Here is a 13,771-nt window from a genome sequence, read left to right on the forward strand (position 1 = left end):
TATTCATGAGTGCTGTGCTCGACAGGGCGTCACCAAGGCGGTGAGTCCTCACCGTCGACAGCAAACCCCGGGGGACCACTATGCTTGTCAAAATCCTGAGCGTCACCACACTAGCACTTTTTCTTGCTGCCTGCAGCGAGGACGACAGCGCCAAGACCGAAACAGATCAGGCGCCCGCCGTCTCTGAAGCCCAGAAACTGAGCGAGCAGGAAGCCGCTGAAGCGGCAGCCGAAGCGGCTGAAAAAGCCAAGGCCGAAGCCGCCGCCAAGGCCGATGAAGAGCTGCGTGCCAAGGCCGAAAACGAGGCCCGCATCAAGCTCGAGGCCGAGGACAAGGTCCGCGCCGAAATGGAAGCCGAGAAAAAGGCCGCCGCCAAGGCAGCGGAAGAAAAGGCAGCCCAGGCCGCCAACGCCACCGAGGCCGCCAAGGCCAAGGCCGAGGAAGAAGCCCGGATCAAACTGGAAAATGCCGAATATGAAAAGCTGCAGGCCGAAGACGCGCTGCGCGTGAAGGCTGAAACCGAGGCCCGCATCAAGCTTGAGGCCGAGCAGAAGGTTCGCGCCGAGCTGGAAGCAGAGAAGATGGCCGCCGAAGAAGCTGCGGCAAAAGCAGCCGCAGACACAGCCGCTGCGGCAGAAGAAGCCGCCCGGCCCAAGACCGAAGCCGAACTGAAGGCCGAGAAGGTTCAGAAAACCATCGAGGGTGTCGGCAACGCCGTCAACGCCATCGGCGAACTTATGGAAAAATCCAACTGATGTGATCCCGCCCTGCCGCTGCGGATTTACGCTGCGGGGGGGGATTGGAGAGGGAGCGTTCTCACAGCCTGACCGGCGTGGGAACTCTTTGATCGTTCGTACGCCAGCCAGATCCTGCAGCCCCTCACAAACCTGCTGTGTGTTTTGCCGCCAGCCGATTGCCCTTGGTTGCCGCGCGCGATAGCGTCCCGCAAAATCCCCTGAAGGAATCCCGATGACCGTTTTGCCCCAGCTTTTCCAACCGCTTACGCTTCGCGGAATCACCACCCGCAACCGGGTGGTGATCTCACCCATGTGCCAGTATTCGGCCCATGATGGACATCTGGACGATTGGCACACGGTGCACCTCGGCCGCTTTGCCATCGGCGGCGCCGGAATTGTTTTCACCGAGGCCACGGCGGTGCAGAAGCATGGCCGCATCACCCATGGCTGCCCCGGCCTATGGACCGACAGCCAGATTCCCGGCCATGCAAGGGTCGCCCAGTTTGCACTCAGGAACGGCGCCATTCCCGCCATCCAGCTCGGTCACGCCGGCCGCAAGGGCGGCATGCAGCGCCCCTGGTTCGGCAATGGCCCGCTCAACGATGCCGACATCGCCCGCGGCGACATGTCCTGGACACCGGTCGGCCCCTCCGCCGTGCCGGTGGCCGATGGCTGGCCGGTGCCGCATGCGCTATCGCAGGCCGAGATCAACGAACTGATTGACGATTATGCCACCGCCGCCGGTCGTGCGCTGGCCGCCGGCTACAAGATCGCCGAGATTCATGGCGCCCATGGCTACCTGGTGCACAGTTTCCTCTCGCCGCTTTCCAACAAGCGCACCGACCAATATGGCGGCAACCTGGCCGGTCGCATGCGGCTAGCGCTGGAGATTGGCGAGCGGGTGCGCGCGGTGTGGCCCGACGAGCTGCCACTGTTCTTCCGAACCTCGGCTGTGGACGGCACACCGGAAGGCTGGTCGCTCGATGACACCGTGGTGCTGGCGGGCGAGCTCAAGCGCATCGGCGTCGACGTGATGGATTGTTCATCAAGCGGCATCGCTGGGGCCGCGACCGCCAGCGGTGGCCAGAAGCGCCAGCCCGGATTTCAGGTGGGGTATGCCGAACGGGTCAGGAAAGATGTTCAGATGACCACCATGGCCGTGGGCCTGATCACCCACCCGGAGCAGGCGGAAGCCATTCTAGCCGAAGGTCGCGCCGATCTGATTGCCATCGGTCGCGAGGCGCTGGTCGATCCGAACTGGGCGCAGCATGCAGCGCGCACACTGGGCCACGACACCGCGTTCGAAACCTGGCCGCAACAGGCAGGCTGGTGGCTGGCAGGCCGGCAGAAAACCTCGGATTTCTACGTGCCCAGGAGTGGCGCTTCGGGGGCCTAGGCGATCGGTTCAAGAGGCGAGTGCCAATGGAACCCGACAGACGGCGGGTTCAGGCACTCTTCCGCGTCACAGCCCGAGCAGGCCTTCGAGATAATGCTGCTCGATGCCGAACATGGTCTTGAGCTCGGTGATCTGCTTGAGCACCGCGTCGCGGTCACGGCCCATCCGGCCGTCCTTTTCACCGACGATCAGATTGTTCTTCGGCGTGTGCGCGTCGGAGACGAACTCGAACACCCTTGTCTTGTAGCCGTTGAGCTCCAAGAGCAGCGCCCTGAGCGTATCGGTGACCATCTCGGCCTGGCGTTCGACGAAGATGCCGTGCCTGAGCAGCGGCTCGAGCCGCGCGTCGGGCTGACCGGTTTCCATCTGCCGGCGGATCTGCTTGTGGCAGCATGGCGCCACCGCAATCAGCGCGGCGCCGGCATTGATGCCCTTGAAGATGGCGTCGTCGGTGGCCGTGTCGCAGGCATGCAGCGCGATCACCGCATCCGCACCAGAGGCGTCAAATTCCATAATGGTGCCGGCCTGAAAGCTCAAACCGTCAAAGCCTGATGCCTTTGCCGTGGCGTTGCCGACGCTGACCAGCTGCGCGCGCATCTCGACGCCGACAATGCGGACCGGACGCTTGGCGACGGTGTCGAGATAATCGTAAAGCGCGAAATCGAGATAGCCCTTGCCCGCGCCCATATCGACGATCAGCGGTCGTTCGGGTTTGATCGCGGCAATCAAGGGCGCAAAGATCTCCACCATCTTGTTGATCTGGCGGAACTTGTCCTGCGCGTCATGGCGCACCGCGCCGTTCTTGCCGGCAATCCCCAGCGCCTTGAGCCAGGGCTTGTCGGTTTCGGTGAGCGGCCGGTTCTTGGCCCGGTTGTGATCGGTCGATGGCGCCTCGCGGCCCTCCACTTCGGTGCGCTTGAGCCGCTGCTTCTGACCATTGCGCTCGAACAGCATGTCGAATTCGGTGGTCGCCAGCTGCGCACTGCGAAACTCATGCTTCAGGTCCTCGCGTAACAGCGCCAGCGCTTCGGGCTCCACGTAATTCTTGATCGTGTCGCGGGTCTTGTATTTGTAGGTGAAGGAGTACTTCTCCCCACCCTTGACCGCGATCTTCTTGACCTCGACCGACTTCAGTTCGGGCTCGGTGCCGTGATAGCCGCCAAGCTTGAGGCGGATCAGAGACCCGCTCTGGAACGCGTCTTTGGTGGCGATCAACAACTCTTCGATACGGTCAGGGGCGTTCAAGGGCGTTCCTTCGGGGGCTATTATCAGCTGACGGGAAACTCATGCCCCGCCAGCTTCCTTCTACCCGCCCACCACGAAGAAACAAACCGGCATTGTGAAATTCGCGAGCCCGGAATTCTGTACCAAACAGACAATCCGGTCTAGGCTCACCATGTTGCCCTCACATGACCTCGCCCAGCCGCCAGTTTCGAAAGGACCGCCCCGATGATCCGCCCGCTCACAGCCCTCGCCTCCGCCGCCATGATCGCGCTTGCCCCTGTTGCCGTCACCGCCCAGGAAGCGGCGATCTACAGCTCGATGGATACGGTGCATCCGGTCTGGGCGAAATCCGCGATGGTTTCGGTGCAGGAGGCGGTCGCTGCTGAAGTCGGGTTGCAGGTACTCAAGGATGGCGGCAATGCGGTGGATGCCGGTGTTGCCGTAGCGCTGGCGCTGGCGGTCACCCTGCCCCGCGCCGGAAACCTGGGCGGCGGCGGTTTTATGATGGTGCATGACGCCGAGAGCGGCGAGACCAAGGCGATCGACTACCGCGAGATGGCGCCCGCGAGTGCGACCCGCGACATGTATCTCGACGCCGAGGGCAATGCCGACAGCAAGCTGTCGCGCTTTCATGGTCTGGCCGTCGGCGTGCCCGGCACCGTCGCCGGCATGCAATTGGCGCTCGAAACCTATGGCTCCATGACGCTGGCTGAGGCCGCAGCCCCGGCGATCAAGCTGGCCGAGGACGGCATCACCGTTACCGCCGATTTGGCCGACAGTCTCAAGGGACTGGAAAAGCGGCTCAAGACCTGGCCGGCCTCGGCGGCGATCTTTTACAAGGAGGATGGCAGCTTTTACGAACCGGGCGACGTGATCAAGCAGCCAGATCTGGCAGCCACGCTGAAGAAGATCGCGGCAGAAGGCACCGACGGGTTTTACAAAGGTGAAGTGGCGCAAAAAATCGCAACGTCGGTGCAGGATGCCGGTGGATCGATGACCGTTGAGGATTTGGCGAATTACAAGGCAATCATCCGCGAGCCGGTCAGCGGCAGCTATCGCGGCTACGACATCGTCTCGATGCCGCCGCCCAGCTCAGGCGGCACCCACATCATCCAGATCCTCAATGTGATGGAGGGCTATCCGATCGGCTTTCTCGGCCACAATTCATCCGACACCATCCATCTGATGGCGGAAGCCATGAAGCGCGCCTATGCCGACCGCTCGGAATATCTCGGCGACCCGGATTTTGCCGATGTGCCGGTCACAGCCCTGACCTCGAAGGACTATGCGGCAAAAATTCGCGACGGTATCAGCCTCAACCGCGCCACGCCGTCCGCTTCGATCAAGCCCGGCAAGCTGGCGCCCTATGAGAGCGACCAGACCACGCATTTCTCCATCGTCGACAAGGATGGCAACGCGGTATCCAACACCTACACGCTGAATTTTTCCTATGGCTCAGGCATGACGGCGGCGGGCACCGGCGTGCTGCTCAACAACGAGATGGATGATTTTTCCGCCAAGCCGGGCGTGCCCAACGCCTATGGCCTGATCGGCGGCGACGCCAATGCGGTGGAGCCCGGCAAACGGCCGCTGTCCTCGATGAGCCCGACGATTGTGCTCAAGGATGGCAAGCCGTTCCTGGTCACCGGCAGCCCCGGCGGCTCGCGCATCATCACCACCACGCTGCAGGTGATCTCCAACATGGCCGACCACGGCATGAACGTCGCCGAAGCCACCCACGCCGCCCGCATCCACCACCAATGGCTGCCCGACGAAATCCGCGTCGAGGATGGCGGCCTGAGCCGCGATACGGTGGCAGCACTCGAGGCCAAGGGGCACAGGATCGCGGTCAAAAGCGTGATGGGCTCAACCCAGTCGATCCATGTCGATGTAGAGAAGGGCCTGCTGCTGGGGGCATCGGACCCGCGCCGGACGGGATCGGCGACGGTGGGGTATTGAGGGAAGTCTCTGTTCGAGAAGCCGTCAGATCTGGCAATCAGGCGAAAGAAACGGCTGGCGGGGAAACACGCTATTGACGAACGGGCCGAAATATCTGCAGTGATTTTCCGCATCGCATCCTGCGGTGGAGATCACTGTCATGAGTCTCTCGCCTTTCGCTGTCAAATGGCTACCAGTCCTGCTGCTGCTGGCTTCCAATGTCTTCATGACATTCGCCTGGTACGGTCACCTCAAATTCAAATCTTCACCGCTGTTGATCGTCATCGCCGCAGCCTGGTGCATCGCGTTCTTCGAATACTGCCTCGCAGTGCCCGCCAACCGCATCGGCCATGCGGTCTGGTCCGCAGCCGAACTCAAGACCATGCAGGAAGTGATCACCCTGATCGTTTTCGCCGGCTTCTCCGTCGTCGTTTTAAAGGAGCCGCTTGGCTGGAACCATCTGGCCGGCTTCACCCTAATCGCTATCGGTGCCGCAGTGATCTTCAAGGCTTAGGGATGCCCCTTACGGCTTGCCGTTTTCCCAGGTCACGTCCTGACCGTAGAGCGGCACGGTGGAGATGTTCATCTTGGCCGAGCCGTCCTGCACCTGCTGCGAATTGACCAGGTAGATCAGCGTGTCGTTGGCCTTGTCGTAGATCCGGCGCACCACCAGCGATTTCCAGATCAGCGAGCGTGATTCCTTGAACACCACGTCGCCGTCCTCGTCGAGATCGATGTCCTTGATGGTGATCGGGCCGGTCTGGCGGCAGGAGATCGAGGCGTTGGACGGATCCTCGAACCAGTTGCCCTTCTGCAGCCGGTCGATGACGCCACGGTCGAAATAGGCGACATGGCAGGTGACGCCGGCAACTTGCGGATCGCTCACCGCATCAATCAGGATATCATTGCCGAGCCAGTCAACGCCGACTTCGCCGACCTGCTCGGCCGCAGCGGGAGCCGCCAGCGACAGCGCGGCAAATAGACCCACCGACAGGGCTGTGAGGGGGCGTTGGATGAGGGGCATTAACAGTCTCCTTGCAGGGCAAACGCGCGAAATCTCTTCCAGTTCCGGTTCCGCGCGTCATGATTTTACTGGTGCTGATATGGAGCCTGTCACGGACAATTGAAAGGGGTTGCCGCTTGGCATCAGGGGGGACGCGCGCTAGACAGGAACCATGATCACTGCACCCGCACATCCGCACAGAGCTCTCCCGCCCCGACGCCTGCTCGTCGGCGCGCTGGTCCTGTTGGTCGCTGCGGTGCTGACCGGATTTGCCTTTGCCGCCTGGACCACCAACGGGGCGGCGCTCTATCACGCGCTCAGCGCCAACGGACTGGCCTGGTGCCTCTGATCAACCCGAACACCTGAAAGCTGCCCGCCCCGCGCTGCGCGGGACTGCATCTGCCGGGCAATCAAGCCCTAGAATGAGAGCCGAGACATGAAAACCTTCCGCGTCGTAATATGGGTCCTGGTCGCCGCCGTGGCGATCACTTTGGGCTGGCTCACCTATGAATGGCAGCGCAGCCAGAGCGAAACCGCCGCCAATCCCTACGGCGTTCCTTTCAAGCTCGTCGACCAGAATGGCGCGCCGATCACCGAAGCCGCGTTCCAGGGCCGGCCCACGGCGCTGTTCTTCGGCTTTACCCATTGCCCGGAAGTCTGCCCCACGACGCTGTTCGAACTGGATGGCTGGCTCAAGCAGGTTGACCCCGACGGGGACAAGATCGGCGCCTATTTCATCACCGTCGACCCGGAACGCGACCCGCCGGAACTGCTTGGCGACTATGTGTCGAGCGTGACTGACCGGGTGATCGGCATTTCCGGCTCCCCCGAAGAGATCGCCGAGGTGATCAGGGGTTTCAACATTTATGCCAAGAAGGTGCCTGTGGATGCAGCCGATCCCGATGGCGATTACACCATGGATCACACCGCCTCGGTGTTCCTGCTTGATGCCCAGGGCCGCTTCAAGAGCACCATTGCCTGGGGTGAAAATCCCGACAATGCTGTGGCCAAGCTCAAAAACCTTCTATAAAGGCAACCATCTCGGCGGTTTCGCCGTAGCAGACAACAGCGTTGTTCATCCCACCGGGTGCGCGGCGCTGTAACTGCTTGAATTATGCATGTCGGTTGTCGTTTTAATCTTACCATTTGAACGCGACATGCATTAGAAGCAACATAATCGCAGTGCAGCCGGATAATCCGGCACGCCACGACAGGAGCCGGCATGGACGATATCGTTCTCAAACTCGCCGTGATCGGCGCCGCCGGCATCGCCGCACAGTGGTGCGCCTGGCGGCTGCAGTTGCCGGCCATCGTGCTGCTGCTTGCCGCCGGCTTCATCGCCGGCCCGGCCACGGGCTTTCTCAACCCGGCCACCGATTTCGGCGATATTTACCGGCCGATGGTATCGATCGCCGTGGCGATCATCCTGTTTGAAGGCGGGCTGACACTCAACTTCAAGGAAATCCGCGAGACCTCGACAGCGGTGCGGCGCATCGTCATGTATGCCGGGCCGCTGACCTGGGCGATGGCGGCGCTGGCTGCGCATTACATTGGCGGGCTCAGCTGGCCGACGGCGATCGTGCTTGGCGCCATTCTGGTGGTCACCGGTCCAACGGTGATCATGCCGCTGTTGCGCCAGGCCCAGCTCGACGCCCGCCCCGCCTCGTTGTTGCGCTGGGAAGCGATCGTCAACGACCCGATCGGCGCGCTGTTCGCCGTGGTCGCCTTTGAAGCGATCCTGGTCTCCATCGGGCTGCACCAGATCGACAACCTGGTGATGCTGGTGATTGTCGGCTTCACGGTGTCTCTTGGCGGCGGCTGGCTTGCCGCCAAGGCGGTGGTCTGGTCCTTCATCCGCGGCCATGTGCCTGAATATCTCAAGGCCCCGGTGCTGTTGGCCGCTGTCATCTTGGCCTATGCGCTGACCAACATGGTGCTCGAGGAAGCAGGGCTTCTGACCGTTACCGTCATGGGTGTGGTCATGGCCAACAGCCGCATCGCCTCGCTCACCGACATGCGCCGCTTCAAGGAAACCATCACAACCCTGCTGGTGTCGGGCGTGTTCATCATCCTCACCGCCTCGCTGAGCATCGCCGACATCAAGTCGCTCGACTGGAGCGCGGCGCTGTTTGTGGCAACCTTGCTGTTCATCATCCGCCCTGTGGCGATCATGATCGCCACGATCCGCTCCGGCGCCACCATCCAGGAACGCATCCTGACCTCCTGGATTGCCCCGCGCGGTGTTGTCGCCGTGGCCGTGTCCGGCCTGTTCGGCACGCTGCTGGCCGATGTCGGCGTCGAGGATGCCGGACGGATGGTGGCCTTCACCTTTGCCGTTGTCGTCACCACCATCGTGTTGCACGGCTTCACCCTGGCGCCACTGGCCGCATTCCTGAAGCTCAAGAAGACATCCCAGCCCGGCATCCTGATTGTCGGCGGTTCGCGCTGGTCGACAGCCCTTGCCGCCAAGCTCAACGAGGCAGAGGTGCCGGTGATGCTGGCCGACCAGAACTGGAACCATCTGGCCGAGGCGCGGCTTGCCAACATTCCGGTCTATTTCGGCGAGGTACTGTCGGAATCGGCCCACCACGCGATTGACCCGAAACGCTTCTCGACACTGATCGCGGCGGGCGACAACGATGCCTACAATGCGCTGGTCTGCACCGATTTCGGGCCGGAACTCGGTCGTGACCGGGTGTTTCAGATCGGCCGTATCGACGACAAGGCGCGCCAGGCCCTGAGCTTCACACTGGGCGGCCGCTCGCTGACCAAGGAGCCGGTCACCTTCCTCGACCTGCGTGAAAAGCTGCTCAAGGGCTGGACCTTTCAGCTCACCCGTCTGACCGACGAGTTTGGCTGGGAAGCCTACCAGGCCGCCCGCACCGAAGGCGCCATGGTTCTGTTGTGGATCAAACCTTCGGGCTCGCTGGTATTTGCCTCGACGACAAAGAACTCACCCAGCGCCAATGACCGGATCTTGAGCTTCGCGCTGCCGCGTGACGGCTCCAAGGCCGAGGCCGCAAGCAAGACTGCGCGCAAGGCCGAAGTGACCGCCGCCGCCAAGACCTCCAGTGACGAAGGAAACAACCGTTCGTGAGCGACCATCGTTTTTATATCGTCACCGATGAGGCCGGCGCCGCCCGCGCGCTTGATCTGCTAAGCTATATGTTCGAAGACGACGGCCTGCCGATCGCCACCATGGAAGTCGACGAAGCAAACGGGATATGGGAGGCTTCGGTCTATCCAGCCGGTGAGCCCGACCAGGAGTTCAAGGCGCAGATTGCCGCCTGCCTCGCTGCCGATTTCCCTGGCATTGCGGTTCAGACCGAAGAGTTTGGTGATGTCGACTGGATCGCCAAATCACTCGAAGGGCTCAAGCCGGTGCGTGCCGGACGATTCCTGGTCCATGGTGCGCACGACCGAGACATGGTCCACCCGCACGATCTGGCGATCGAGCTGGAAGCCGGTCAGGCTTTTGGCACCGGCCACCACGGCACTACTGCGGGCTGCCTGGAAATGATCGAAAAGGTGATGCGTGCCGGCCCCGGCGGGCCCGCCTGGTTCGATCCAGTGCTTGATCTGGGCACCGGCTCGGGTGTGCTGGCCATTGCCGCCGCCCAGCTCGGCCCGGTGCGGGTGCTGGCCACCGACATCGATCCGGTAGCCACCCGCGTGGCCAAGGCCAATGTCCTCCACAACCACCGCACCGCGCAAATCGACTGCCTCACCGCACCCGGCTTTCATGCCACCGCCTTTGCCCAGGCCCGCCCGTTCCGGCTGATCATCGCCAACATTCTGGCCCGGCCGCTGATGCGCATGGCACCCGACATCAAGCGGCACCTGGCGCCCGGCGGCTCGGTGATCCTGTCAGGGATCCTGGCACGCCAGCGCTGGCAGGTGCTCGCCGCCTATAACGGCCAGGGCCTGCACCATGTCGAGACCCTGTGGCGCAATGGCTGGGTAACGATCCACCTGAAATAGGCGGCGGAGTTGGCGTCAACACACCAGCGCGCAAATGCGGGCAACAAAAAACGGCCCCCGAAGGAGCCGTTGCTGTCTACTGTGGCTGTGTTGGTTCAGCCTGCATGAAGCCTAGAACAGGTAGGCCTGCGAGCCTTCGCGGCGGATTTCTTCGCGAGTGCGACCGAGCGCTGCGAGCTGGGCGTCATCCATCGTCAACAGCGAACCATTGACGTAGCGGCGAACCTGAAGTTCGCGGGCGGCGACAAGACGGTTGAAGGCATTCTGGAAAAATTTGCTGGACATTTGCATGTTCCTTTTGGTCGAGTGAAACTTCACTACTCCTGTGTTTTGAAGATAAGGATTCCTGCGCGAATGTGCAGACCAGAGATTGCAGGGGAGCTATGCGCCTGCCGCATGAATTGCTTGCGACCAATGCAAGATGCGCACGAATTAGGCGTTTTTGCCTGCTGCCTCGTTTTTTAGCCAACCGGCCAAGAGAAATTGCATGCGGGGCTCTGCCAAACGCCACGCGTCTTGCTATAACGGCGTCACCAACAGCCTCTCGGGAAATCCATGATGTTTCAGAAATTTGACGTGCTCTCCTCGCCCGATCAGGCGGCAAGCCGCATTGCCAGCCTGCGCGCCGATATGGAGGCTACCGGCGTCGATGCCGTGGCGGTGCCGCGCTCGGACGAGTATCTGGGCGAATATGTGCCGGCTTGCGCCGAACGGCTGGCCTGGCTGACCGGCTTTACCGGTTCCGCCGGTCTGGTGCTGGTGCTCAAGGACCAGGCGCACATCTTTGTCGATGGCCGCTACGCCGCCCAGGTGCGCGCCCAGACCGACCCGGCGATTTTCACCTACCAGGACCTGATTGCCACGCCGCTGGCGCAGCATCTCGCCAAATCGGGCCTCAAGGGGCTCAGGCTCGGCATCGATCCCTGGACCTGGCCGACAGCAGACGTCGAGAGGCTTGAGACCGCGCTCGAAAGTCTCGGTGGCAAGCTGGTGCTGCTTGAACGCAACCCGGTGGATGCGATCTGGCAGGACCGGCCACAGCCGCCGCTTGGCACGGTGACGATCCAGCCGCTCGACTATGCCGGCAGGCCTGCGCGCGACAAGCTGGCGATGATCGCCGAAGCCGCAAGCGATGGCGGCGCTGACGCGGTGATCCTGGCCGATCCGTCCTCGGTTGCCTGGAGCTTCAACATTCGCGGCGAAGACCTGCCCTCGACACCGCACCCGCTGTCGCGCGCCATCATCCCGGCCAATGGCCGGCCGCAATTGTTCATCGACAAGCGCAAGACCGGCATCGAGGCCGAAGCCTATCTGACCCAGCTCGCCGATCTCAATCCACCGTCAAGCTTTGACGAGGCGCTGACGGCGCTGGGTCTTAGCGGTGGCAAGATCATGGTCGACCCGGCCGTGGCCTCGCATGCCATCCCGATGCTGATCAAGGCCGCAGGCGGAACCGTGCTGACGGCGACCGATCCTGCCCGCCTGCCGCGCGCCACCAAGAATGCCGCCGAAATTGCCGGCAGCGCTGCCGTACACCGTCAGGACGGTGCCGCGATGGTCCGGTTTCTGGCCTGGCTTGACGATCAGCAGCCGGGCAGTCTCGACGAGATCGGCGCGGCTCGTCAGCTCGAACAATTCCGCCGCGACACCGGTGAAGCCATGCAGATGCCGCTCAAGGCGCTGTCCTTCGACACCATTTCCGGCGCCGGGCCAAATGCGGCGATCATGCACTACCGGGTTAACACCCAGACCAACCGCCGGGTTGAATCCGGAGAAATGCTGCTGATTGATTCGGGCGGACAATATGTTGGCGGCACCACCGACATCACCCGCACCATTGCCGTGGGCGACGTGCCCGAGGAGCAGAAGCGGTTCTTCACGCTGGTGCTCAAGGGCATGATCGCCATCAGCCTGCTGCGCTTCCCGCAAGGCACCCGCGGCCTGGACATCGACGCCTTTGCCCGGATTGCGCTGTGGAAGGCCGGCGCCGATTTCGCCCATGGCACCGGCCATGGCGTCGGCAGCTATCTCTCGGTTCACGAGGGCCCGCAGACGATTTCACGGCGCGGCGTGCAGGAACTGCTGCCCGGCATGATCGTTTCCAACGAACCGGGCTACTATCGTGACGGCGGGTTCGGCATCCGCATCGAGAACCTGGTCACCGTGCATCCGCCGCGCGACATTCCCGGCGGCGACAAGCCGATGCTCGGGTTTGACACGCTGACGCTGTGCCCGATCGAAAAGCGGCTGATCCTCAAGGACTTGCTGGATCAGGTCGAGCGGGAGTGGCTCGATGCCTATCACGCCCGGGTGCGCGAAGAACTCTCGCCATTGCTCTCGGGCGATTCGGCGCTTGGCTGGCTGGAAGCAGCAACAACGCCGCTGTAAACTACGGGAGATCGCGGAAACAAAGGAGACCGGCGAAAAACAGCCGGTCGCCTTTGACCCTTACAACCCCGCGGCCCTGAGCGCCACGATCAGCGCCCAGCCGATGCCGAACATCGCCATCATCGGGATACGCAGGCCTATCACCAGGCAGATTGCCAGCGTCAGTGCTTCGGCCGGGCCGTTGAATACGGCCGCCGGCGCCACCAAGGTGGTCAACACCGCGGCGGGAACGGCGTTCAGCGCGGCCTCGACCCGCGGCGGAACCCGCTTGACCCGCGACAGCACCAGATGCCCGCCCACCCGCGTCGCATAGGTGACCAGCGCACCGGCGATGATGATCCAGATATTGACGGAAACCCCGAGAAAATCGTTGCTCATAACGGCGCCTCCGCCGCGTCAGCCACCGGATCGTCGGGCTTGAGCGGCAGCAGCACGGCCACGCAGACGCCGACCAGCGCACCGAGGCTGACATGCCAGGGCGAGCCGACCAGCCAGTAGGCCAGTATCGATCCGAGACCCGAGGCGATGACCACCGGCAGCCAGTTGGCGCGCTTGCGGAATCCCAGCACCAGGCCGAGGAAATAGATCGACAGCACGAAATCCAGGCCAATTGCTTCGGGATGAGCGATCAGATTGCCAAACAGCGCGCCGGCCCACGCCTCCAGCACCCAGAAGATGTAGATCGGCACAGCCAACCCCATATACCAGGCGAAGGTCAGCGGCTTGCCTGTCTCATAACGCGCTTCGGCAGCCGCATATTGCGGGTCGACCAGGAAGAAGAACGCCACAGCCTTGCGCCAACCCGGGATCAAATCCATCTTGCGACCGAGCGCTGCCGAATAGAGTACATGGCGGAAATTGACAGCAAACACCGAAAAAACGACCAGCCAGGGCGCCACATGGGCGCCGAATAGCTCTATGCCGACCATCTGGCTGGCGCCCGCATAGAGCATGGCGCTCATCAGCACCGCTTCGCCAATGCTCAGGCCGTTATCCACGGCGAGCGCGCCAAACAGCAGGCCGAAGGGGGCCGCGGAAGCAACGATCGGCAGGCTGTCACGCGCACCGTGCCAGAAGTGTCGTCGGGAAGTGGTCATCAGGGCT

At 62.6% G+C, this 13,771-nt stretch carries 14 protein-coding genes; 9 read left to right on the plus strand and 5 right to left on the minus strand.

What is annotated here, in order from left to right:
• Positions 1–80: 80 nt before the first annotated feature.
• Complete coding sequence (locus ACK6D9_RS18510; RefSeq protein WP_322990445.1) at positions 81–755, plus strand: hypothetical protein; 675 nt, start codon at positions 81–83, stop codon at positions 753–755.
• Positions 756–969: 214 nt separating this feature from the next.
• Positions 970–2,133: an NADH:flavin oxidoreductase/NADH oxidase gene (locus tag ACK6D9_RS18515; protein WP_412049631.1), complete on the plus strand. Its 1,164-nt coding sequence runs from the start codon at positions 970–972 to the stop codon at positions 2,131–2,133.
• Positions 2,134–2,199: 66 nt separating this feature from the next.
• Here the strand turns inward: ACK6D9_RS18515 and ACK6D9_RS18520 are convergent, their stop codons facing one another.
• On the minus strand, positions 2,200–3,378 hold the full coding sequence (locus ACK6D9_RS18520) for a class I SAM-dependent methyltransferase (protein ID WP_412049632.1): 1,179 nt from the start codon (positions 3,376–3,378) through the stop codon (positions 2,200–2,202).
• Between the two features lie 204 nt (positions 3,379–3,582).
• Here ACK6D9_RS18520 and ggt point away from each other — a divergent pair, with 204 nt between their 5' ends.
• On the plus strand, positions 3,583–5,316 hold the full coding sequence (gene ggt / locus ACK6D9_RS18525; protein ID WP_412049633.1) for a gamma-glutamyltransferase: 1,734 nt from the start codon (positions 3,583–3,585) through the stop codon (positions 5,314–5,316).
• Between the two features lie 139 nt (positions 5,317–5,455).
• Positions 5,456–5,809 carry a DMT family protein gene (locus ACK6D9_RS18530; protein WP_412049634.1) on the plus strand — a complete coding sequence of 118 codons (354 nt, stop codon included), beginning with the start codon at positions 5,456–5,458 and terminating at the stop codon, positions 5,807–5,809.
• Between the two features lie 9 nt (positions 5,810–5,818).
• Here the strand turns inward: ACK6D9_RS18530 and ACK6D9_RS18535 are convergent, their stop codons facing one another.
• On the minus strand, positions 5,819–6,319 hold the full coding sequence (locus ACK6D9_RS18535) for a CreA family protein (protein WP_322990191.1): 501 nt from the start codon (positions 6,317–6,319) through the stop codon (positions 5,819–5,821).
• A 151-nt stretch (positions 6,320–6,470) separates the two neighbouring features.
• Here ACK6D9_RS18535 and ACK6D9_RS18540 point away from each other — a divergent pair, with 151 nt between their 5' ends.
• From ACK6D9_RS18540 to ACK6D9_RS18555, 4 genes are all read left to right on the plus strand, one after another.
• Positions 6,471–6,647, plus strand: coding sequence for a hypothetical protein (locus ACK6D9_RS18540; protein ID WP_322990192.1), 177 nt, complete (start codon positions 6,471–6,473; stop codon positions 6,645–6,647).
• 87 nt (positions 6,648–6,734) lie between these two features.
• A complete protein-coding gene (locus tag ACK6D9_RS18545) occupies positions 6,735–7,328 on the plus strand; it encodes an SCO family protein (protein ID WP_322990193.1) in 594 nt (197 codons plus the stop codon).
• A 192-nt stretch (positions 7,329–7,520) separates the two neighbouring features.
• Entirely contained in the window at positions 7,521–9,395 is a 1,875-nt protein-coding gene (locus tag ACK6D9_RS18550; RefSeq protein WP_322990194.1) for a sodium:proton antiporter, read from the plus strand.
• Positions 9,392–10,279 (plus strand): 50S ribosomal protein L11 methyltransferase, encoded by an 888-nt coding sequence (locus ACK6D9_RS18555; protein ID WP_412049635.1) that lies wholly within the window; start codon positions 9,392–9,394, stop codon positions 10,277–10,279. Before ACK6D9_RS18550 ends, ACK6D9_RS18555 begins: the two co-directional genes overlap by 4 nt.
• A 111-nt stretch (positions 10,280–10,390) precedes the next feature.
• Here the strand turns inward: ACK6D9_RS18555 and ACK6D9_RS18560 are convergent, their stop codons facing one another.
• Positions 10,391–10,564: a hypothetical protein gene (locus ACK6D9_RS18560; protein ID WP_322990196.1), complete on the minus strand. Its 174-nt coding sequence runs from the start codon at positions 10,562–10,564 to the stop codon at positions 10,391–10,393.
• Positions 10,565–10,837: 273 nt separating this feature from the next.
• On the opposite strand from ACK6D9_RS18560, the gene ACK6D9_RS18565 reads away from it, so the two are divergent.
• Positions 10,838–12,667, plus strand: coding sequence for an aminopeptidase P family protein (locus ACK6D9_RS18565; protein ID WP_412049636.1), 1,830 nt, complete (start codon positions 10,838–10,840; stop codon positions 12,665–12,667).
• A gap of 60 nt (positions 12,668–12,727) precedes the next feature.
• Here the strand turns inward: ACK6D9_RS18565 and ACK6D9_RS18570 are convergent, their stop codons facing one another.
• Together ACK6D9_RS18570 and ACK6D9_RS18575 are read right to left on the minus strand one after the other, a co-directional pair.
• Positions 12,728–13,045: an AzlD family protein gene (locus ACK6D9_RS18570; RefSeq protein WP_412049637.1), complete on the minus strand. Its 318-nt coding sequence runs from the start codon at positions 13,043–13,045 to the stop codon at positions 12,728–12,730.
• Positions 13,042–13,764: an AzlC family ABC transporter permease gene (locus tag ACK6D9_RS18575; protein ID WP_412049638.1), complete on the minus strand. Its 723-nt coding sequence runs from the start codon at positions 13,762–13,764 to the stop codon at positions 13,042–13,044. Before ACK6D9_RS18575 ends, ACK6D9_RS18570 begins: the two co-directional genes overlap by 4 nt.
• Positions 13,765–13,771: the final 7 nt, after the last annotated feature.

Source organism: Hoeflea sp. Naph1 (assembly GCF_046837775.1).
GTDB lineage: Bacteria > Pseudomonadota > Alphaproteobacteria > Rhizobiales > Rhizobiaceae > Hoeflea.

What these genes read in the sequence shown, in the direction of transcription:
- ACK6D9_RS18510 (WP_322990445.1), top strand. Translation starts at nt 81, where the DNA reads ATGCTTGTCAAAATCCTGAGCGTCACCACACTAGCACTTTTTCTTGCT.
- ACK6D9_RS18515 (WP_412049631.1), top strand. Translation starts at nt 970, where the DNA reads ATGACCGTTTTGCCCCAGCTTTTCCAACCGCTTACGCTTCGCGGAATC.
- ggt (WP_412049633.1), top strand. Translation starts at nt 3,583, where the DNA reads ATGATCCGCCCGCTCACAGCCCTCGCCTCCGCCGCCATGATCGCGCTT.
- ACK6D9_RS18530 (WP_412049634.1), top strand. Translation starts at nt 5,456, where the DNA reads ATGAGTCTCTCGCCTTTCGCTGTCAAATGGCTACCAGTCCTGCTGCTG.
- ACK6D9_RS18535 (WP_322990191.1), bottom strand. Translation starts at nt 6,319, where the DNA reads ATGCCCCTCATCCAACGCCCCCTCACAGCCCTGTCGGTGGGTCTATTT.
- ACK6D9_RS18540 (WP_322990192.1), top strand. Translation starts at nt 6,471, where the DNA reads ATGATCACTGCACCCGCACATCCGCACAGAGCTCTCCCGCCCCGACGC.
- ACK6D9_RS18545 (WP_322990193.1), top strand. Translation starts at nt 6,735, where the DNA reads ATGAAAACCTTCCGCGTCGTAATATGGGTCCTGGTCGCCGCCGTGGCG.
- ACK6D9_RS18550 (WP_322990194.1), top strand. Translation starts at nt 7,521, where the DNA reads ATGGACGATATCGTTCTCAAACTCGCCGTGATCGGCGCCGCCGGCATC.
- ACK6D9_RS18560 (WP_322990196.1), bottom strand. Translation starts at nt 10,564, where the DNA reads ATGTCCAGCAAATTTTTCCAGAATGCCTTCAACCGTCTTGTCGCCGCC.
- ACK6D9_RS18565 (WP_412049636.1), top strand. Translation starts at nt 10,838, where the DNA reads ATGTTTCAGAAATTTGACGTGCTCTCCTCGCCCGATCAGGCGGCAAGC.
- ACK6D9_RS18570 (WP_412049637.1), bottom strand. Translation starts at nt 13,045, where the DNA reads ATGAGCAACGATTTTCTCGGGGTTTCCGTCAATATCTGGATCATCATC.
- ACK6D9_RS18575 (WP_412049638.1), bottom strand. Translation starts at nt 13,764, where the DNA reads ATGACCACTTCCCGACGACACTTCTGGCACGGTGCGCGTGACAGCCTG.